This window comes from Paenibacillus sp. J31P316, from assembly GCF_056269105.1.
Genome location: NZ_JBWDNI010000005.1, coordinates 80,884 through 101,667, shown reverse-complemented (window position 1 = coordinate 101,667; position 20,784 = coordinate 80,884). Strand labels below are relative to the sequence as shown.

General features: G+C 57.7%; 18 protein-coding genes and 1 pseudogene. 9 read left to right on the top strand and 10 right to left on the bottom strand.

The window, feature by feature from the left end; all coding sequences use genetic code 11:
- Positions 1–161: 161 nt before the first annotated feature.
- The 5 genes and pseudogenes from AC0YNU_RS18045 (at position 162) to AC0YNU_RS18025 (ending at position 6,245) form a co-directional block, all read left to right on the top strand.
- Positions 162–910, top strand: a pseudogene (locus tag AC0YNU_RS18045) (class I SAM-dependent methyltransferase).
- Positions 911–1,414: 504 nt separating this feature from the next.
- Positions 1,415–2,851 (top strand): ABC transporter substrate-binding protein, encoded by a 1,437-nt coding sequence (locus tag AC0YNU_RS18040; RefSeq protein ID WP_475759063.1) that lies wholly within the window; start codon positions 1,415–1,417, stop codon positions 2,849–2,851.
- 102 nt (positions 2,852–2,953) lie between these two features.
- Positions 2,954–3,832, top strand: a complete 879-nt coding sequence (locus tag AC0YNU_RS18035; RefSeq protein ID WP_475759061.1) for a carbohydrate ABC transporter permease — start codon at positions 2,954–2,956, stop codon at positions 3,830–3,832.
- On the top strand, positions 3,832–4,659 hold the full coding sequence (locus tag AC0YNU_RS18030) for a carbohydrate ABC transporter permease (RefSeq protein ID WP_475759059.1): 828 nt from the start codon (positions 3,832–3,834) through the stop codon (positions 4,657–4,659). The genes AC0YNU_RS18035 and AC0YNU_RS18030 overlap by 1 nt, the downstream gene beginning before the upstream one ends.
- A gap of 494 nt (positions 4,660–5,153) precedes the next feature.
- Positions 5,154–6,245 carry a glycoside hydrolase family 99-like domain-containing protein gene (locus AC0YNU_RS18025; protein WP_475759057.1) on the top strand — a complete coding sequence of 364 codons (1,092 nt, stop codon included), beginning with the start codon at positions 5,154–5,156 and terminating at the stop codon, positions 6,243–6,245.
- A 106-nt stretch (positions 6,246–6,351) separates the two neighbouring features.
- Here the strand turns inward: AC0YNU_RS18025 and AC0YNU_RS18020 are convergent, their stop codons facing one another.
- On the bottom strand, positions 6,352–6,906 hold the full coding sequence (locus AC0YNU_RS18020; RefSeq protein ID WP_475759055.1) for a GNAT family N-acetyltransferase: 555 nt from the start codon (positions 6,904–6,906) through the stop codon (positions 6,352–6,354).
- Positions 6,907–7,106: 200 nt separating this feature from the next.
- Here AC0YNU_RS18020 and AC0YNU_RS18015 point away from each other — a divergent pair, with 200 nt between their 5' ends.
- The 4 genes from AC0YNU_RS18015 to AC0YNU_RS18000 all read left to right on the top strand — a co-directional run bounded on the left by AC0YNU_RS18015 (position 7,107) and on the right by AC0YNU_RS18000 (position 9,792).
- Positions 7,107–7,679 (top strand): GNAT family N-acetyltransferase, encoded by a 573-nt coding sequence (locus tag AC0YNU_RS18015; protein ID WP_475759053.1) that lies wholly within the window; start codon positions 7,107–7,109, stop codon positions 7,677–7,679.
- Between the two features lie 202 nt (positions 7,680–7,881).
- Positions 7,882–8,250: a MerR family transcriptional regulator gene (locus AC0YNU_RS18010; protein WP_475759051.1), complete on the top strand. Its 369-nt coding sequence runs from the start codon at positions 7,882–7,884 to the stop codon at positions 8,248–8,250.
- 13 nt (positions 8,251–8,263) lie between these two features.
- Complete coding sequence (locus AC0YNU_RS18005; RefSeq protein WP_475759049.1) at positions 8,264–9,262, top strand: oxidoreductase; 999 nt, start codon at positions 8,264–8,266, stop codon at positions 9,260–9,262.
- Between the two features lie 104 nt (positions 9,263–9,366).
- Positions 9,367–9,792 carry a universal stress protein gene (locus AC0YNU_RS18000; protein WP_475759047.1) on the top strand — a complete coding sequence of 142 codons (426 nt, stop codon included), beginning with the start codon at positions 9,367–9,369 and terminating at the stop codon, positions 9,790–9,792.
- 184 nt (positions 9,793–9,976) lie between these two features.
- Here the strand turns inward: AC0YNU_RS18000 and AC0YNU_RS17995 are convergent, their stop codons facing one another.
- From AC0YNU_RS17995 to AC0YNU_RS17955, 9 genes are all read right to left on the bottom strand, one after another.
- Positions 9,977–10,804: a sugar phosphate isomerase/epimerase family protein gene (locus AC0YNU_RS17995; protein ID WP_475759045.1), complete on the bottom strand. Its 828-nt coding sequence runs from the start codon at positions 10,802–10,804 to the stop codon at positions 9,977–9,979.
- A 231-nt stretch (positions 10,805–11,035) separates the two neighbouring features.
- Positions 11,036–11,284 (bottom strand): hypothetical protein, encoded by a 249-nt coding sequence (locus AC0YNU_RS17990; RefSeq protein WP_475759044.1) that lies wholly within the window; start codon positions 11,282–11,284, stop codon positions 11,036–11,038.
- Between the two features lie 96 nt (positions 11,285–11,380).
- Positions 11,381–12,385, bottom strand: a complete 1,005-nt coding sequence (locus AC0YNU_RS17985) for an NAD-dependent epimerase/dehydratase family protein (RefSeq protein ID WP_475759043.1) — start codon at positions 12,383–12,385, stop codon at positions 11,381–11,383.
- Positions 12,386–12,479: 94 nt separating this feature from the next.
- Entirely contained in the window at positions 12,480–13,316 is an 837-nt protein-coding gene (locus AC0YNU_RS17980) for a phytanoyl-CoA dioxygenase family protein (protein ID WP_475759041.1), read from the bottom strand.
- Positions 13,317–13,756: 440 nt separating this feature from the next.
- Positions 13,757–14,596, bottom strand: coding sequence for a carbohydrate ABC transporter permease (locus tag AC0YNU_RS17975; protein ID WP_475759039.1), 840 nt, complete (start codon positions 14,594–14,596; stop codon positions 13,757–13,759).
- 2 nt (positions 14,597–14,598) lie between these two features.
- Positions 14,599–15,492 (bottom strand): carbohydrate ABC transporter permease, encoded by an 894-nt coding sequence (locus AC0YNU_RS17970; RefSeq protein WP_475759036.1) that lies wholly within the window; start codon positions 15,490–15,492, stop codon positions 14,599–14,601.
- A gap of 25 nt (positions 15,493–15,517) precedes the next feature.
- Positions 15,518–16,840: an ABC transporter substrate-binding protein gene (locus tag AC0YNU_RS17965; RefSeq protein WP_475759034.1), complete on the bottom strand. Its 1,323-nt coding sequence runs from the start codon at positions 16,838–16,840 to the stop codon at positions 15,518–15,520.
- Between the two features lie 155 nt (positions 16,841–16,995).
- Positions 16,996–18,870 carry a cache domain-containing sensor histidine kinase gene (locus AC0YNU_RS17960; protein ID WP_475759032.1) on the bottom strand — a complete coding sequence of 625 codons (1,875 nt, stop codon included), beginning with the start codon at positions 18,868–18,870 and terminating at the stop codon, positions 16,996–16,998.
- On the bottom strand, positions 18,842–20,710 hold the full coding sequence (locus AC0YNU_RS17955; protein ID WP_475759030.1) for a response regulator: 1,869 nt from the start codon (positions 20,708–20,710) through the stop codon (positions 18,842–18,844). Before AC0YNU_RS17955 ends, AC0YNU_RS17960 begins: the two co-directional genes overlap by 29 nt.
- Positions 20,711–20,784: the final 74 nt, after the last annotated feature.

The following is a 20,784-nucleotide window of genomic DNA, read 5'->3' as shown; positions in this document are numbered from 1 at the left end:
GGGGGAGTTCTGTCCTTTTGGTCACAGGAAACTAAACGTTGAACGGTGCCCGGGCTGATAACGATTTTTAAGCCAAGGACACTCGTATTGCGTGTTTGATCATGCATGCCCGTACTTGGCTTTTTTTGATCTCATTTTATTAGCAGATGGAGGATGCAAGTATGAACAGTTCGGAGTACAAAGCCTTTTACGATCAAGTCGGAAAGCTGAACGGTTGGAACTTTAGTCATGTGAAAGCAACATCCGAGGGCGTGCAATGGGACTTCTTCAATGAGGTGGCCAAACGATGCAAGAAGTCCGACTCCCTGCTCGATATCGGAACGGGCGGCGGGGAAGCGCTGTTAGCGATCGCGGATTCCGCGCAGCTCCTTGTCGGCATCGATCAATCCGAAAGCATGATCCAAACCGCTGCCAAGAACTTGGCAGAGGCTAAGAAGACCAACGTTAAATTCATCCAAATGGAAGCGGAGCAAATAACGTTCCCATTTGGCTTCTTCAACGTCGTGTCCCGCCGTCACAGCGAGTTCTACGCGCGGGAGGTTGCGAAGGTATTGGCGCCGGAGGGGGTTTTCCTCACGCAGCATGTAGCGAAGCCGACAAATCCAACCTCACGCAAGCTTTCGGAAGAGGACAGCGTTCCGTAACCCGCAGCGGGACGCTCAAGGAGATGTACCTGAGCGAGCTCGCGGAAGCGGGCTTTACCGACATACAATCCTATGAATATGACGCAACGGAGTATTTCCGCACGTACGAGGATTTGCTCTTCCTGTTGAAGCACGCGCCCATTATTCCAAACTTCGGGCAAATGGACCAAGATTTCGATATCCTTCACGATTTCGTGAGAGCCAATCAAACGGCCAAGGGGATAAGGACCAATTCCGCGCGCTTCATGATCGTGGCTGGCAAATAAATTCGCCGGAAGAAGCGTATCACGCCAAAGCGGCGGCCCACGACGCTCACGTGCGTGGGCGCCCCTTTATCTGAGAAGAATGCTGCCCGCTTGCTCACCCTGGTGAATACGGACGGACTGCTGCATCCTTTTGCATAGAGATGAAGGGTGCGAATTCATTGTTGAATAGTGATGTTGATCCAATGTACTTCAACTATCCAAGGACGGCTTTGTTCGCATCTGTTGCGGACGGAGTCGTTTTCTTATTCAGGGCCTTGCATTTGAAGTCGAACAGAACCCCTGCCCCCATGGACAACAGCCTCCGGCCCTGTGATATCATGGTCATAAAGCGGTCATGGAGACACGGGCGATCCCGCTCTCTTATCTTGACGAGGAAATGCTAGTTACCCATCGGGGGAAGCAAATCCAACATAGAAACAGTAAAATGCAGCTATCCTTTTCGATTTATGAAAGCGCTACACTTAGAGAGCAAGGTACAAGAGACGAAAAGAGGGTGTTGTGACAATGAAGCTTAAAGGATGGTCGGCGCTCGCAAGCGTGCTGCTGCTAACGACAGTCATGTCGGCCTGCGGCTCGAACAACAACGATGGAGGCAATTCGGCTGGGACGAACAACGGCGCGACGAACAACGGCGCGGCGAATGCCGGCACGAATGACGGCGCAGCTACGAACGACGGGGCGGCAACCAATGACGGCGCCGCGAACGCAGGCGCGGACGGCGTGAAGAGCGACAAAGAATTCACGATCCGCGTGGGCGCCTGGTTCTTGGATGAGCGTCCGTATATGGTGCAGTTCAAGAAGGACGTGGAGACGGAGTACGCGAAGCTGTATCCGAAAGCGAAGATCCAATGGGATGTCGTTCTGGGCGCTACCTATTTCGATAAATTGAAAGCGCAATTCGCTTCGGGCTCCGCTCCGGACGTTATCTTCTACCAAGGTGCCGACATTGCGGCATCGGGCAACCTGGCGGATCTCTCCGGCGAGCCTTGGGTAGCCCGTCTGACCGACGGCGCCAAGAAGGACCTGCAAACGCACAGCGGCGGCAAAACGTACGGTGTACCGATGGGTCTCTCGATCGGCGGAGGCGTGTGGTATAACAAGAAAATCTTCTCCGACCTCAGCATCACGCCGCCGAAAACGGCGCAGGAGCTGTTCGACGCCTCCGCCAAAATCAAAGAAGCCGGCAAAACGCCGATCACCCTCGGCTTCAAGGATCAATGGACGGCGCAAATGTTCTTCACGAACTGGCTGAACTCGTACTCGATCGACAACCCGACGCTCGGCAAAGACGTCTACGACGGGAAGGTCAAAATCGCCGACGACGCCACGATCCAAAAGGTGTACACGAACTTCGAGCAAATGAAAGCCAACGGCTACTTCAATAAAAACGCGATCAGCATCGACTGGCCGCAATCGGGTCAAATGTTCGCTTCCGGCGAAGCGGCGATGATCGTCCAAGGCCCTTGGATGCCAGGCGCGAACGTCGACAACATTACCAAAGGCGGCTTCGACAAGTTCGATATCGGCTTCTTCCCGCTCGCAAGCGACGACGGCAAAGTGGCGATGACCCTCGGCAGCAACGAGGCGCTCGGCGTTAACGCCAAGACGGAGCTCGCGCAGGAATCGAAGGACCTCGTCAACCTCATCACGACGGAGAACATCATCAGCCCATTCATGGCGGGCGACGGCGCGCTGACTTCCTTCACGGACGTGCCGGTCACCTACGCGGATCCGGCGATGAACGAAGTGCAAGAAGCCGTTAACGGCAGCACGGTGCTGACATCGCAATTCATCAGCTACCTTCCGGCCAGCGCGGTCACGAACATGCTCGACTCGCTGACGAAAGTCGTCTCCGGCGTCAAGTTCGACCCGAGCGACCTGAAAGCGGCGCAATCGAGCCTGGAGAAAGACAAAGCAACGGTCGTGCTTCCGACGGAATAAGCAATCCGCTTCACACCCCGTAAAATTTCAACCAAAACCGTTCAGCCGCGCTTCTTGCGGCTGAACGCGTTTTATCCCGTCATGAAGAGTAGGTGAACCTTAATGAAATTGGAACGCAAGCAATATTGGATCGCCTGCTTGTTCCTGCTGCCGGCGCTTGCGATTTTCGGCTTGTTTTTCTATTACCCGTTCCTGCAGAGCTTCTATTATTCCTTCACGCAGTGGAATGGGCTGAAAGCACCCGTGTTTATCGGCTTCGACAATTACAAGTACATTTTCTCGGATCAGCAAATGCTCGACGGCATGAAGAACACGCTCAAGATGGTTGCGTTCGGACTCGTCGTGCAGAACCCGCTTGCCCTGCTGCTGGCGCTCTTGCTCAATCGAAAATTCCGGACGCGCGCCTTCCTGCGCACTTCCTTCTACTTGCCGATTATCATCAGCCTTGTCGTTACGTCCATCATTTGGGGGGAGCTGCTGAAGTACGACGGCTTCTTGAACGGCATCTTGAAGCCGATTATCGGCGAATCGCATATTCAAGATTGGCTCGGAACGGTCTACACCTCGTTCCCGACCATCATTCTATTGACCCAGTGGCAGGGGATCGGCTATTGCGCCCTTATCTACCTGGCCGGCCTGCAGTCGATTCCGACGGATATTTACGAAGCGGCGGATATCGAAGGCGCGAAGGGCATCGCGCTGTTCCGCCACATCACGCTGCCGATGCTCATGCCTTCGGTCACCATCGTGCTGTTCCTGACGATCGTCGGCGCGCTGCGCTTGTTCGACCTGCCGTACCTCCTCACCAACGGCGGTCCGGGCACTTCGTCGTATACGCTCTTCCTGGCCGTCTATAATGCCGCATTCAAAGCGCAAAATTACGGCTACGCGACCGCCGCGGGCATCCTGCTGGCTATCTTCATCATCATCGTCACGGTCGTTCAACTCGGCATCACCCGCAAGAGGGAGGTCGAGCTGTAATGGGACTCAACAAACGTCCGTCCATCCTGCTTGAGATCGTGCTGATCCTGGTCGCGCTGTCGTTCCTGTTCCCGGTCTTCTTCCTCGTGGAGTCCAGCTTCAAGGAACCGCGGTATTTCTTCAAGCCGTTCGCGCTGCCTCACGGCTTCTATCTGGAGTACTACAAGAAAGCGCTGCAGGACATGGACTTCTTCCGCGGGCTGTGGAACACGGTTTTGGTCACGGTCGGCGCGCTCGCCCTGGCGATCATGGTCGCTTCCATGGCGGGTTACGTCCTGTCCCGCCGGACCGAGCGGCTGTTCCGCTACGCGTACCTGTTCTTCCTGAGCGGCATGGTCATCCCTACTGTCGGCTCGCTCATCCCTCTGTTCACGCTGGCGGTCAAGCTCCACCTGATGAATACGCGGATCCTGCTCGTGCTGATCTACACGGCCGGCTTCATCCCGTTCGCGTCGTTCCTGTACGCCGCCTTCACGAAGGCGATCCCGCGCGAGCTGGAGGAATCGGCAAGCTTGGACGGCTGCGGGCCGCTGCGCCTGTTCTTCCGCATTATTTTCCCGCTGCTGCTGCCGGCGACGGGCACGTTCATCGTGACGAACGTGTACGGCATCTGGAACGACTTCCTGACGCCGCTCATCTTCCTTAACACGCCGGAGAAAATGACGCTCATGCCGCAGATCGTCCAGTTCATGTTCAACAAGCAGTCCGTCAATTACGGCCCCGTGTTCGCGGTCAGTGTACTTGCGGTCTTGCCGCTGGTCGTCCTGTTCGCGTTCACGCAGAAGTATATGCTGCGCGGGCTGACGGCGGGCGCAGTCAAAGGGTAGGGATAGCGCTTGGCGCTGGGTTTATCAGGCGAGGCAGCTGCGCTTCAGAGCCGGCAGAGCCGACGAGCGCTCCCGTGGTGCTATTCGCACCAAAGTCGCTCTCGTTCGGCCTGCCGGCGCTTTCGCTCCGGCCTTCGCCGGAGTGCCGCGCTTTGCGCGTGGGGGAGGGAACAGGGGCGCTTCGCGTCTGAGGCTTGGCCGCTGCGCTCTTTAGGACCCCTGCCCGCCTTTAAAACTTGTGCTTCCGCTCAAGTTAAAACAAATTCTGCCTTTTACGGGCAGCGAAAGAGAATTTCAATCATACGCTACACATTCGCGCGAAGCGCGTTATTGGGGCGAGGGCCGAAGCGCAGGCGCCGGCATGCCGAACGAGAGCGACTTTGGTGCACGGCACCACGGGAGCGCTCGTCGGCATTGCCGGTACCGAAGCGAAGCTGCCTCGCTGATAAATTGCGCTAGACGCTGACCACCACCTTTAGGAGGCGAAGATGAACATGTCTCAACCGCAGCATCCCTATGAAGTCGCGGTGTACTATTTTCCGCAATGGCATCCCGATGCGAAGAATGAAGCGAATAAGGGCGAAGGATGGACGGAGTGGCCAACGCTGCGTGCGGCGAAACCATTGTTTCCCGGGCACGAGCAGCCGAAGGTGCCGCTTTGGGGCGAGCTGGACGAGTCCGACCCCGAGGTGTCGGAGAAGCAGATCGACGCGGCCGCCGATCATGGCGTGACGTCGTTCATTTATGACTGGTACTGGGATATGGGCGGGGGAGACGGACCCTTCCTGCATCGCGCATTGGAGGATGGGTTCCTGCAGGCGCCGAATCGGGACCGTTTGCGCTTCGGCATCATGTGGGCGAATCACAACGAGGTGTCGCGCGAGCGGTTCGACGCGATGACGGATTACTTAATCATCCGTTACTTCAATGAGCCGAACTTCCTGAAGCTGGACGGCAAACTCTATTTCTCCATCTATGAGTGCCACACGCTGATCAAAGGCCTGGGCAGCATCGAAGCGACGCGCGACGCGTTGGAATCGTTCCGCGTCAAGACGCGCGAAGCCGGCTGCGGCGAGCTGCATCTGAACTTGGTCGAGTGGGGGTTGAACGAACGTCATCGCGACATCATCGGGAATCCCGTCGAGCTCGTTCGCACGCTCGGCATCGACAGCGTGACGTCGTACGTCTGGGTTCACCATGCGGAACCCGAAGCGTTCCCGGATGCTCCTTATGCCGATTGTGCGCGCGAGGCGGCCGGCATGTGGCCGCAATTCCGCGACGCGTACGACGTGCCGTATTATCCGAACGCGACGATGGGCTGGGACCCGGGACCGCGCTGCAATCAGGATCAGCCGCATGTCAAAGGCGAATACCCGTACATGTCGATCTTGACCGGCAACACGCCGGAGGCGTTCGAGACGATGCTCGCCGAGCTGAGGACGTACCTCGACGACGAATCCGGCCTCGCTACCCGCATGTTTACCATTTACGCCTGGAACGAGTGGACGGAGGGCGGCTACTTGGAGCCGGACACGGTTCACGGAATGAAGTATTTGGAAGCCATTCGGAATGTGTTCGGCGCGTAAGCTCATTCGGATTACGGACGATTAGCGCACAAACGAACGATTAATCGAGCAAACGAATAACCGAACGAAAAGGACAGCCCCTCGGCTGTCCTTTTGTCGTTTCGTTCTAGCGCGAACGGTCGGCCAGCGGCCCGAATTCCTCTCTCAACAGACCGTAGACATATTCGTCGTGCCGCCTTCCATTGGTGAAAATCATGCTCCGGAGCGTGCCCTCCAGCTGAAAACCGAGCTTCTCCTGCAGCTTGACGGAGCCGTCGTTGAACGCATAGACATGCGCGACAGCCTTCTCGTAGCGCAATTCATGAAAGAAGTAACGGAGCAGCAGCGTCACGGCTTCCGACGCATAGCCCTTCCGCCAATGCGGCCGGAAGATGGCGATGCCGTATTTGAACGTTCCGTTGCGCGGATCGCAGCTATGCGAATTCATGCAGCCGACGAGCTCGCCGTCCAGCGTCTCGATCGCGAGGCGGATGCTGTCGCCGTTTTGCCCCATGAACGCTTGCTGTTCGGCCCACGCCCGCGTGCCTTCTTCCGACCTCGGAAAGTACACGGCATCGGATGAACGCGCCCCCTCCGAATCCTGATCGTTCTCGTGAAATTTGACCCAATCCCCCGGGACGATGGCACGCAGTCTGACTTTCTCGCCTTCCCAAATGTTCACCGGCTTCCTCCCCTTTCCATATTCAGGATAGCATAGCCGGCGGATCGCAGACTAGGCGGATCTCCGAAGCCGTGCGTGCGGTGCAAAGGCGTTTTGCGGGAAACTCTTCCACGCCTCAGGCTGATTTTTAATATCCTTTTAAGCCTCGTCGGTTACGATGGATGAAGGTCGCATTTTGATAGACGGGGCGAGTGGTTACGGTGAAAATCGATGAATGGTTTGCTGCATTTCCTACCCTGCATACGGAGCGGCTCAGCTTGCGGCGAATGGAGCCCGGCGATGCGGAAGATCTGTACTCGTTCCATGCGGATACGAAGGTAACGAAGTATTTGGACTGGCACGGACCCGGCTCCGTCAAGGATTCGCGGCTGTTGATCGAGTCGTGGAATCAGGCTTTCGAGGAAAAAAGGCTGATTGCTTGGGGGATCGCGTACCGCCGGCAGCCGCGGTTGATGGGCACGGTCATGCTGATGCCGACGAGGGGAGTATTTGACGAAGAATCACGTTATCCGCTGACGCTCGGCTACGAACTGAGTCCTGCCCATTGGAACAAAGGCATCATGTCCGAGGCGCTGGACGGCGTACTGACCTTTACGCGGAGCGCGCTGCATCCTTACAGGATCCAAGCCGAGGTCGCTCCGGAAAATACGGCTTCGCTCCGGCTGCTGAATAAGCTTGGCTTTCAGCAGGAGGGCGTGCTGCGATCCTATCTCATGCATGAGGTGACGCACAAGCTGCTGGACATTGCCGTCATGGCGCTGCTTTGCAACTAAACCGAGGATGCGACAGCTTAACCCTGCAAGGGAGTCCAGCTCGAGACCGTTATTCCGCTCAAGGAATCCGGTCTTTTTTTATGGGTCGATTCGGGAAACCTAATCTTACCTATGCGCAGCTGGCTTGACCTTAACCAAGGTTCAGGTATTACGATACTTGAGCAGGACAGGCCAAGCTGCCACAAGAAGAGGAGCGAATCAGATGGAAACCACGTACGCAATCGCGGATATTTCGGCCGAAACGGGATTTAGCATCGACGTCATCCGCTACTATGAGCGAATTGGCCTGCTCCCGGCGGTGAAACGCAAGGAGAACGGACATCGGACCTACTCGAAGTCGGATCTCGCCCGGTTCACCTTCGTCAAGCATTTGAAACGGACTCAAATGCCGTTGAAGGAAATCGAGCAATACATCCGCTACTACAACGAGGGGAATATCGAAGCCTGCTACCGCGTGCTGCACGAGCATAAGCTCAGCATCGAGCGTCAGATCGCGGAGCTGACGGACTCGCTCGGCATGATGAATTATAAGCTGGACAATTATGAGCAGTTGATTCAACCACAAGAATAGGAGCGATGCAATCATGCAAACGACTACTACCTATACAAAGACAACTCAAGAGCCGATTCGTTCCGGCTTCGGGAGTGAAACGACGGCTGCGGAAGCACTGGGAGGCCGCGATCTGAGCGGTAAAATCGCGATCGTCACCGGCGGTTATTCGGGACTGGGGCTTGAGACAGCGCGCACGCTGGCGGAAGCGGGCGCCACGGTAATCGTGCCTGCGCGTACGCCGGACAAGGCTCGGGCGGCCCTCGCGGACATTCCGCGCGTCGAGCTCGAGGCGATGGATCTGATGGATCCCGCATCGATCGACGCTTTCGCGGAGCGGTTCCTCGCAACGGGCCGGCCGCTCGACATGCTCGTGAACAGCGCCGGGATTATGGCCGTTCCGCTGACGAAGGACGCCCGCGGTTACGAGTCGCATTTCGCGGTCAATCATTTGGGCCATTTTCAATTGACGGCCAGGCTGTGGCCCGCGCTTAAGCAGGCCGGAAGCGCGCGCGTCGTAGCCGTGTCCTCGCGAGCGCTTCGTATATCCGGCGTGGATTTGGCGGATCCGAATTACGAGCATCGGGAGTATGAGAAATGGCAGGCCTACGGCCAGTCCAAGACGGCGAACGTGCTGTTTGCGGTCGAATTGGACCGAATCGGCTTCGCGCATGGCGTTCGGGCATTCGCGGTTCATCCGGGTACGATCATTACGGATCTGTCCAGACACTTGTCCGACGACGAGATGAGAGCGATGGGCGCGCTCGATGATCAGGGCCGCCGCACCGCGCATGACAAGAGCCGCGAGTTCAAGTCGATCGCGCAAGGCGCCGCGACGAGCGTCTGGTGCGCGGCGAACGAACAGCTCGAAGGTCTAGGCGGGGTATACTGCGAGGATGCGGACATCGCCGCGTTGGTGACGCCGGATTCGAATCCTTTTGGCCCCGGGGTTACGGAATGGGCGGTCGATCCGGATATAGCCCGGCGGTTGTGGACGCTAAGCGAGGACATGACGGGCGTAAAATTTCTGTAAGTGGAAATCCTATCGTTGAAACGTACGCGAGCGCGCTCGCAAGATTCGGAGCGGTTATGTTTGACGCGGGTTCGACAGCATGGATGACAGGAGGTTGGCGAAGCATGTTTACCAATATTTTGGTTGCCTACGACGGATCTAATCTGTCCAAGAAGGCATTGAATAAAGCGATCGAGTTCTTCAGGCAATCGGAGGAATCGAAGCCGTCCAAGTTGGAAGTCGTGCATGTGTTCCAGGAAATCGTCAGGAGCGGCCAAGTTTATTTCGTGGTCGACGAAAAGTCGGAGAAGGAGTACAACGAAAAAGTGTTCGATGAGGTCAAGGCAGCGGTTCCTCCGGACATCCGCATGGAGTATTTCAAGGTGAACGGCGATCCGGCCAGAACGATACTCGAGCACGCCGATAAGCATGGCAACGATCTGATCATTATGGGCAGCCGCGGTCTTGGCAGGATTCGCGAGGTCGTGCTCGGCAGCGTGAGCCATAACGTGGCCCAGCATGCGAAAATTCCGGTGCTCATTATAAAGTGAAGCTGTTGTCGTAGAGCAGCACAGAAGCAAGAAGCAAAAAGCAAGAAGCAAGAAGCAAGAAGCAAGAAGCAAGAAGCAAGAAGCAAAGAAGCAAGAAGCAAAGAAGCAAAGAAGGCCAGCAGCTCGGCTGCTTGGCCTTCTTTGTATGTGAAACTATCTTGCTCGGCACGCAGCCAGCCCATGCTTACAAATAAGGCTCCACGATGCGCCGGACGCGGTTGATGCCTTCCCACATATCGCCGGGACCGTCGTAGATGAGCGAGATCGCGCCCTCATAGCCGCCTTCTTTCAACAGCGCGAGACAGCGGAGGTATTCTTCCGTATCGGGCAAGCCGTTCTCGTCATACTGCGCCTTGGCGTGAATGGACACGGCGTAAGGGAGAATCGCGGCAAGCTGCTCGTACTTGGTCTCGCCTTTGAAGTTGCCGAAGTCGTCGACAACGTTCAGTTTTCCCTCGAACGCCTCGACGATGGCGAGCACATTGTCCGAAATGGACGTAAGCGGCTTGAAGTTCTCGGTGATCACGCGGACGTTGCTGCTCTGCCCGTAAGCATGCAGTTCCTTTAGCGCTTCGATGGAACGGGCAAGGGCGGCCTTGTCGGACGGTTCGCTTTCGCCGGCGACGACGCGGATGTTCTTGGCGCCGGCTTTGGCCGCGATATCGATCCACTCGCGGATATAGGCGAGGTCGGCCTGTCTGCGGACCTCGTCGGCGCTCGAAATATCGCCGTAATCCAGCAAAATCGTATCGAACGAGAGGCCGACGCGCTCGAACGCGCCGCGCAGCTCGCCCAAATATTCGTCATCCGTGGAAGGGAAATGAAAATGGCCGATTTCCAGCGCGCCGAATCCTTCCTTGGCCATGTAAGCCGGCAGGTCGACGAGCTTCATCAGCTCCGGCTGCGGGGTCTCCGCGAAAATATGCTTGCTGGCATCCGCATCCCACTGCGTCCAGCGCAGCGGGCCAAGATTGCGGTGCAGGCTCCAGGTGCTCAGGGATAAGTAACTCATTTCAGCGATCACGCTCCCATAAGATGGTCGATTGCTTGTCGAGACAGACAGTGAAGCACAACAGATTTATTGTAGCAAACTTGCGGCGCTTGTATAGCGAAAACAAAACGGAGGCCTTGGAGCGGGAACTACCCGGGAAGGCCTCCGTTTCTTGTTCTGCTGGAGCGAGCAGGTCAGCTATGGACAGCGGCAGCTCGCGCCGGAAACCGAGAGAGGGCCGTGAGAGAACGGCTACAGAAATCTTCTGCACGCTTCGCATTTCTTGACCTTCGGATACTCCCGGGCCTCGAAGAAATCGTCGGTGAACAAATATTTGCCGTTCTTGTTGGCGTTATCCGCGACCTTCTCGCTGAAATGCTTGAGATCGACGAAAGTGCACCGGTTGGAATGCAGCTTGCGCCCCGTCGTGTCCGCGATGATAAAATAACCTTCCTTGCTTTTGTGCGTCTTGAAGTCCTCGACCGTTATGATTTCGATCAATGTGGTTCAACTCCGATCCTCGGGATGGATGCATGGGCGGAAACCATGCGTCGCTCGTTACGTCCGGGGAGCGCGGCAGCGGTGCGGGAAAGGGGCTTATTCGCGCGCAAGCCTCGCAAAGGCGTTACGCTGCGCATCGATGATCTCGTCTTCCCACGCAGCTTCGTCGGCATTCGGAATCCGGTCTTCGGCAGCCATGGCGTCGAACACCATCCGCATCCCGTCTTCCAACGAGACCGCCGGCGCGAATTCAGGTACGTCGCGCATCAATTTCGCGGAGCTGTAGATGACATTATGCGCGAAAATCTCGTCGCAAATGCTGAACCGGCCCGAGTCGATCGACTTCAACGTTTCGAGCGAGACGCCGACGAGCTCGACCTCGCGGCCAAGCACGCGCATGGCGAGCTTATGGTACTGCTCCCACGTCGTAAAGCCGCGGCCTACGACGTTGTACGTCTGCCCGATGCAGCGCGCTTTGCCGAGAACGCCGGCGAATGCTTGAGCCGCGTCGTCCGCATGCATGAACGAATGCAGCGCCTTGCCGTCTCCGCAGACGAGAATGGGCTTGCCTTTCCGAATCCGGTCGATCCAGCTGAAATCCCACGCGACTTGACGGAGCATGCCGCTCTGCGGGCCGTACGTCGTCGACGGTTTCAGAATCGTAACCGGGAAGCCTTCCCGGTAGTACGCCTCCATCAGGACGGCATCCGCTTCAGCTTTGCCGCGGCCGTAGCCGGTCGTCGGACGGAGCGGGTGGTCTTCCGTCACGGGCAGCCAGTCATAGTCGATGCCGTACGTGCAGACGGTGGAGCATTGCACGAAATGCTTCACCCCGCGGAAAGCGCGCAGGCTGCTCTCGGCATCCTCGCGGCTGAAGCTGATCATGTCGATCGCGGCATCGAAACGCTCCTGCTGCATGACCTGTTCGAAGGTTTCGCGCTCGCTGCGGTCGCCCCGGATGATGCGTACGCCGTCCGGCAGCTCCCGTCCGTTTTGTCCACGATTATAACATGTAACGTCATGTCCTTGCTGCAGCAAAAGCTTCACGATGCTCGTGCTGATCGTGCCGGTCCCGCCAAGAATAACAATTCTCATCGCCATAACCCTCTCTCCATATAATCTTCTTCGCCATAACGAGCAAACCTCCTGTGTCGGTTCAACACAGGAGGCATAATAAATCCGATCGGCTAGCCGCTTACCATTCCCAAGGCATTTTCGGCTGCTCTCCGACGCGTTCGTTGCGGAAAAGGCGCTGCGCGCGTTTGGACATGCCGTCGTACGTGTCGCGCGGAATCGAAATCTCGTGGCAGCTGCCCAGCCAGCTGCGGTTGTAGATGAGCGCGATGTTCGTGCGGCGCGAATCCGAACGATTAGGCGTGCCGCGGTGCCACATGCGGATGTCGCGGATGACGATGGAGCCCGCTTTCATGTAGACGCGCTCGGAGTGCATGCCTTCCGCGGCGCGGACGATGTGAAGGTGCTTGTTCACGGAACCGTCCAGCGTATCGTGATTGGAGCGGTCAGGCGTCAGATGCGTGCCGCCCGGCCAGATCTCCAGCGGCCCGTTCTCGTCCGTCGTATCGACGAGCGGAACATTGAACACAAGGCTGTAAGCCGGCAGCGCGACCGACAGATCCTCGAACAACGGCATGTTGTCGCAATGCACGTTCTGGTAATCGGAGCCCGGCATCGGCGTGTCGGAAGCGAAGTAAACGCATTTGCAGTCCTTGCCGATCAGACGTTCGATGACGGACAGCGCGATCGGATTCGCCACGATGGATTCGTGGTTGAACGGCGCTTGGAACGGCAAATGCATTTGGGCGCGGTTCGTGCCGGTGTTGTAGCCGCGGCGCTCGATGTATTCGTCGAATAGAGGATCGAAGCTACCTTTCAGCTCGTCGATCTGCTCTTGTGGAATAACGCTGTCGAAGACGATATAGCCGTTCACGGCGACTTGCTCGACGGCAAGCTCCAGAGTCTCGGGTTTCAACGTTTGCGTAGCCAATTCTTCTGCGGATAATTTGATATGCATATGAGGTCAACCTCCAAGTAAGTTAGAATTCTGCGAAATGCAATAAGGTTTCACATGAAACGCGATTCGCGGGTTTCAGGTTGGGCAATGGGCCATGCGCGAAGCGCGGCTTGGTTGGAGAAATACTCAGGCGCGAAGGGGCCAAGCGGAAGCCGCCGTCATGCCGAACGAAAGCGACTTTGGTGCGAAGCACCACGGGAGCGCTCGTCCGGCATTGACGGCAAGCAGCGCAGCTGCCTCGCCAACCCGGCGCGAAGCGCCATTGTCCCTCCCCAAAACGCGCGAAGCGCGAAACGGGGTTGGCGAGAGGCCAAGCGGAAGCTGCCGTCATGCCGAACGAGAGCGACTTTGGTGCGGAGCACCACGGGAGCGCTCGTCGGCATTGGCGGCACTGAAGCGCAGCTGCCCTCGCTTTTGAACAGCGCCAGCGCCCTCCCGCCCTATCCTTTCACCGCCCCGAGCGTCAATCCGCTCTCGATGCGGCGCTGGAACAACACGTACACCAGTATCGTCGGCAGCGCCGAAATCATGGCGGACGTCGAGACCATGCTGAAGTCCATCGTGAACTTCGAGCGGAAATAATCGAGACCGACCGGCATCGTGCGCAGCGCGTCGTCCTGGATGAAGATCGTCGGGAACATGTAGTTGTTCCACGACCCCATGACCGCGAAGATCGTAACGGCCACGACGGCAGGCATGACGAGCGGCAGAATGATGTGGATCATGTTCTTCCACTCCGTCGAGCCGTCGATGCGCGCGGATTCCAGCAGGGAAGGCGGCACGTCCTTCATGAAGCCGCGCAGCAGGAACACTGAGAACGGCATGCCGAGCGCGATCTGTGGCAAAATAATGCCAAGCAGCGTATTCAGCAAGTGCATGGATTTCAAATCATGAAACAACGGGATAATGATCAGTTCAACCGGAATAATGAGTCCGAGCACGATGAACAGGAAGAGCAGTTCCTTGCCTTTGAACTTCATGTAAGCGAACGCGTAAGAGGCCAGCACGGACACGAGCACGACGCTGAACGAGACGGCTAAGGTTACGATAACGCTGTTGCGGAAGTAGATCGGGAAGTTGCCGACCTTCCAGATGTCCACGTAATTCGACCAATGGAAGACGCTCGGCAGCGCCAAGGGACCGTCCGCGATAATATCGGCGGAGCTGCGGAGCGACGTGTTAAGAATGAGCAGGAAAGGCGCGATGGTAGCCAGCGCGGCGATCAGAAGCAGCCCGTAGACGGAGATGCGTTTCGCGAGTTCTGAAGTCGTCGTGGTCATCGTTAATCAGCTGCCTTTTCTCTGAAATAAATGATGGTGCGCGAAGCCGCGAGCACGATCAGCGTCAGAATAATGGACGCCGCGGCGCCGAATCCGACCCGGTTCACCATGAAGCCTTGGTTGTACACGTAATACGAGATGACATACGAGCTGTAGCCCGGTCCGCCCTTGGTCGTCGTCATGACGAGGTCGAAGATGCTGAACGACCAGACGGTCATGAGCGTGATGACGGTTGTAATGGATTGATGCAGCCCCGGGATGGAGACGTGGCGGAACTGGCCCCAGCTGCCGCAGCCGTCGATCTTGGCGGCATCGTACGTTTGCGGGTCGACGCCCTGCAGCGCCGCCGTGAAGATGAGCACGCAGAAGCCGTAGCACATCCAGATATAAATGATGAAGAGAGCGAGCATGACGATATGCGGATTGCCGAGCCAGCCGGTCGCCCAGCTGGAGAGGCCGATTTTGTTCAAGATCACGTTCAGAGGACCGAAGACCGGATCGTAGATCCATTTCCAGATGACCGCCGCGATGACCATCGAGATGACCTGCGGCATGAAGAAGATGATCTGGAACCAGCGTCCGAAGCGGATGCGTCCACGTACGAGCAGGTTCGCCAGGAGAAGTCCCAAGCCGACCGGGATGGTCGCCGAAGCGACCGCCCAGAGCAGCGTATTGCGGAGGGATTTCCAGAACAGGTCGTCCACCGTGAACAGGTCAAGATAGTTTTGCAGGCCGACGAAATGTTTGGGGCTGATGCCGTCCCAGTCCGTCAAGGAAATGATGCAGGTCTGCACGACGGGATAGCAGACGAAGAGGAAGAACAGGCCGAAGGCCGGAAGCAGGAACAAGTAAGCGGTCAGGCTGCTTCGCATATTGGCTATCCAAGAACGGTTCATTGCGTTTCACCACCTAGCTGCTGCCTTATTGTTTCGTAGCCTGCTTCACAAGCTTGTCGTATTCGGTCTTGATGTTCGTCCACGTCTGTTCCGGCGTGATCTCGGACAGCATCATGCGCTGCGTTTCCTTGCCGATGACGTCCAGGATGCCTGGTACCGCATTGTCGAGGTAGAAGCCGATTTGCGTATCCGCGACTTCCTTGTTGAGCTCCTGCTTCAGCGGCGTCAGCGTGTAGCCGGTCTCGTCATGCTTCACGGAGGACGTCAGACCGCCTTCGCTCCAGATCTTGACCACTTCCGGATCCATGAAGAGATCGACGAAATCGAGCGCCGCCTGCTTCTTGTCGCCCGTCAGCTTCGCGTTCAGCGCCCATGCGCCGTCCGTCGAGTTGACGATCGTGTTCGGCCGGTTCGGATCGACCTTCGGGAACGGGAAGACGCCGACGCCGAACTTCATGTCGTTGAAGGAAGGCAGATCCCAGTCGCCGTCGACGATCATGGCCGAGTCGCCTTTGGAGAAGAGCGGCAGCAGGGCGGAACCGTCGATGGACGCCATGTCTTTGCGGAAGTAGCCTTTATCGACCCAATCCTGCACTTTGGTCAGGGAAGCCAGCATCGCTTGTTCGAACGCCGGAGTCGCGCCCTTCTGGTAATAGAATTGGTTGACGTCCTTCATGTCGACCTGGCCGTAAAGCAGGGAGTAAGTCGTCCACATGAGCTGGTAGTTGGACAGGCCCGCATTCTCCATCGGCGTGTAGCCGGCGGCTTTCGTCTTCTCCAGGATCGTCTGGAATTCATCCGCCGTCTTCGGAGGCGTCAGGTTCAGCTTCGCGAAGATATCCTTGTTGTAGTACACGACGACCGGCGCCATCAGGAACGGGACGCTGTAATATTTGCCCGGCGTACGGATGTTGTTGAACTCTACCGCGCCAGGTATTTGTTTGTCGATGTAGCCTTTCTCCTTCACGACGTCGGTGAGGTCCATCAGGTAATCGTTCTCCTGCAGCATTTGCTGCTTGATGTCGTCGAGGTAGACGATGTCGTCGCCTTCGCCGGAGCTGAAGGAGAGCTTGAGGTTCTTGTCGTAATCCTGGCTTGTCGCGGAGTATTTGATGACCACGTTGGGATGCGTCTTGTTGTAGATCTTGATGGTCTCGTCCATCATTTTGATCCGGTCTTCGCTGCTCATTTGCGAGCTGACCTTGAGCGTGATCTTGGCGGCGGCGGATCCGCCGGCGTTGCCGTTATTCGCGGCTTCCTTCTCGGAACCGCATGCGATCAAGCTGCCCGACAGCGCGAGTACCATGCCTGCGACCGCCGATTTCTTGAATAGGTTTGTTTTTGTCATCCCTTAGCCCCCTGGGTCAAAATGTGTTGTCGTTTGCTATGGGTTCATGGTAACGCACGGCGGCCGGCGAAAAGATGTAAAATTCAACGGAAAAGGCGGGGATCTTTCGAACTTGAAGCCGAAGCCGAACCGCCCGGGCAAAAAGATGGACGATATTACGATTCCGTGACTACGGGCAGCCGGAGCGTGATCGTCGTTCCCTCGCCTTCGGCGGATTCAAGGACAAGGCCGTAGCGCTCCCCGTAATGCAGCCGTACGCGCCGGTGGACGTTCATCAGGCCGATGCCATCGCGGTCCGGTCCTTCTTCTTCGATGCCGGGGGCGGCATTTCGCAGCTCTTCCGTCAATGCGGATAGGCGATCGGCCGGAATGCCGTTGCCGTTATCGGAGACGCGAAGCACCGCTTCGCCCTGCTCGAGGCGGCCGCTGATGGTGACCGTGCCTCTGTATTGCCGCGATTCCAAGCCGTGAATGAGACTGTTCTCGATCAGCGGCTGCAGCAGCAGTCTGGGAATAAGCGCTTCGCGCAGCTCGTCCTCGACGTCGACATGGAGCAAAGCGCCTTCGCCGTACCGGCTGTTCATGATCGTCATGTAATGGCGCAGATACTCCAGTTCTTCCTGCAGCGGAATGAGGATGGACGTTTTTTTGAAAATCGGGCGAATCAGGCTGCCGAGCGCGGTGATGCTCTCCATGATCGGTTTCGCGTTCACGGCGATGGCCATCCACTTGATCGTATTGAGCGTATTGAACAGAAAATGCGGCTGGATATGCGACTGCAAAACCTGCAGCTCCGCTTTCCGCTTCTGCCGCTCGATCTGCTTCTGCTGCGTCATCAGCTCCTGGATGCTTTGCGACATGCTGTTGAATTCCGTAATCAACAGGCCGATCTCGCTGCCGGGATGCTCCGGGATGGAGACGCCGAGCCGGCCCTGCTCGAGGGTGCGCATACCTTTGATCAGCGTATAGAACGGCTTGGTGAGGCGTCTGGTCCAGAAATACGTGGAGACCGCCGCGATCGCCAAGCTGATGAGGGCGATATAGACGATCGTGGAGCGCATGCGATTGATATCGGACGTGTATACGGTGAGCGGAATTTGCATGCAGAGCGTCCAATTCGTATCGGGGATTCGGTAATAGATGACCTGATTCTGGCCGTCTGTTCCGTTATCCGTGAAGCTGCCGGTCGTTCCGGTCATCCGGGGGTAGACCGGGCTTGGCTTGCCAAGCAGTTCGGCTCCGGGCGAGCCCGAGATGATCCGGCCTTTCTCGTCCAGCATGAAGACGCGGCTGCTCGGATTGGCGGAGAGATTCCGGTACGCGCCATAGACCTCGGCTTCGTCGATGTTGATGACAAGCGTACCGCCTCTTCCGCCGCCCGCCTCGATCCGTCTTGAAGCGGTAATGAGCGGGGTGGCGAAGGACGGGTCGGTGTCGAAGCGGAACGAGCGATCGTAATCGGCGACCGCCTTGCCGCCGGTCCAGACGAGCTTGGGCGCTTCGGACTTGGCGAGCGACCGCTCTTCGGACGTATAGAAGGGGTGCTTGGCGGCGTCCTTGCGGTAAATGTAATCGTTGGCGTTGATGCCCGTGACGCGCCCGTCGTCCGCGAATAAATAAATGGAGACGATATACGGGTAGGTGTACGTCAGCTCGGACATTTTGGTCCGCATCGCGAGAATGAGGTCAAGCTCCGGGGAACCTGTCTGAACGTCGCCGGCGAGGAAGTGCGCGTAATCCCCGCCCATGAGGAATGACTTGGAGATGCTGTCGATTCTGCTGCGGAACGAATACAAGCTGTCGTCGACCTGCCGGAAGCTGGCTACAGTCGCCTCCTCGGATCGCTCCTTCATCATGCTCAGCATGCTGGAGTAGAGGAAGGCGGAGCCGATCCCGATCGTGACGAGAATGGTGAAAATGAACATGAGCAGCAGCTGCGTCCGAAGCTTCAGCATCTTCCGGCGCGGCTGCGGGCGGAGCGGCCTGAGCGGCTGCTCGTTGTTAGGATTGGCGGCGTTGTCCGTCGTCATCGCCCATGTCCTCCTCTCCGTTCGGGTCGGTTGATCGGCTTGCGGTGCCGCTGCCGAGCGGGCCGGATGCGTCGCTGCGTTTGCGATTAGCGGCATCGTCATTGGCATCGGCATCGGCGACTGCATCGACTGTCGTAGTTGCAGCGGCAGTGACCGTTTCAGTTGGAAGCGCAGCGGAAGAGAGGTGCGGCTCTCCTAGTTCAGCGGCGTCGACTGCATCGGAGCCGGACAAATGGCGGCGGTATTCCCGCGGATTGAAGCCCGTCAGCTTCTTGAATACTTTGCTGAAGTAGCTGTGGTCGGTGAATCCGACCTGCGCCGCCACCTCGTACGATTTCAGGCGGGATTCGCCGAGCAGCCGTTTGGCCTTCTCGATCCGCAGCAGATGGATATAGTCGACGACGCCATGGCCGGTCTCCTTTGCGAAGAGCGTGCTGAAATAATTCGGACTCATGCCGACTCCATCGGCAATCTCCTTCAGCGACAGGTCGCGCTGGCAGTTGCGGCCGATGAAGCTTACCGCGTCCGTCACTTCCTTGCTGGCAAACGTACGCTGCGTCTCGTAGAGCGAAGCGAGCTCGAGCACATAAGCGGTGAAGAGCGCGACCGCATCGCTCAGCGTATCGGCCGACTCCAGCTGCTCGTGGACCTGTAGGCTCGCCCGGCTAAGCGCGCCGTCGCTGCGCAGCTTGAAGAAATGAACGGGCAGCTGCATGAGCTGCTGCAGGAAATGGACGAGCTCCTTGCGGCCTGGCGTCTCGCCTGTATCGCTTTCGCTGTCCGCGTTCTGCAGGAAGGCGTCGATCTTGGCGCGGATCTGCGCGCGGAAAGGCAGATTCGGGAAGGCGGCGCCGCTGTCCTCGAGCGGCCGAAGCTTCTCGGCGATCACGACGAGCTCGCGGCAATCTTGCGAGGCGGAAGCGGTCAGCTTATCGGCGCCGTCGATGAAGACCGCGTTCAGTCCTTTCATCGCGCTGCGGTAGAGCGAAGGGAGCACGGCGAAGCCGTTCTTGACGCCGGAGGCCGAGAAATACACCGGCACGCCGTAGAGCGTACGCAGCGTATGCCGCCATTTCTGCGTCAGCTCGAGCACGATGGCATTCTGCTTCTGCTCGCTGACGATATCGCTGAAGCTGAGAATGGCGATGAACCGGTTGCGCTCGTCATGGAACAGCTCGCCGCGCTCGAACGGTTCGAAGACCTCGGCGAGCACGTTCAGCAGCGTGAACTTGGCGAGGTCGCCTTGCTCGTCCCGCAGCCGTTCGCGCAGCCGGCCGTAGCCGCCGATCTCCATGACCAGCACCAGCAGCCCGCGGTCCTGCAGCTTGCGGCGGTCGGTCCGCTGCAGCAGCTCGGTAAGCTCTGCGGCGGAATAGAGCTGCCGGAACATGTAGTCCTTGAACAGCTTCTCGACGACGAGATTTTGGTTCACCGAAGGCGTGGCGGGAAGCTGCTTCGTGCTGCGCTGCAGCTCGCTGGCCACGCGCTCCAGCACCTCCTCCATTTCGTCCGGCGTCATGGTGAGCTTCAGAATATATTCGCGTACGCCGTAATGCATCGCTTTGCGCACGGTTTCGAACTCCTCGACGCAGGAGAGGATGATGATTTTGGTATCGGGATCATGCTCGCGCACGCGCCGGATCAACTCCATGCCGTCCATGACGGGCATGCGGAGATCGGTGATAATGACATCCGGCTTCTCGCGCCGGTACACGTCGAGCGCTTCCTGGCCGTTCGGCACGTCGGCAATGACCTCCATGCCGAAGCGTTCCCAGCGGATGGAGCCGCGCAGTCCCAGCCGCACGAGCATTTCGTCTTCCGCGATGATGACACGGTACATCGACTTCACTTCCTTCGTTTCTAGTGTTAGCCAAGGATGAGTTATAAAGCGTTTTCAAATCGAAAATTTTTGAT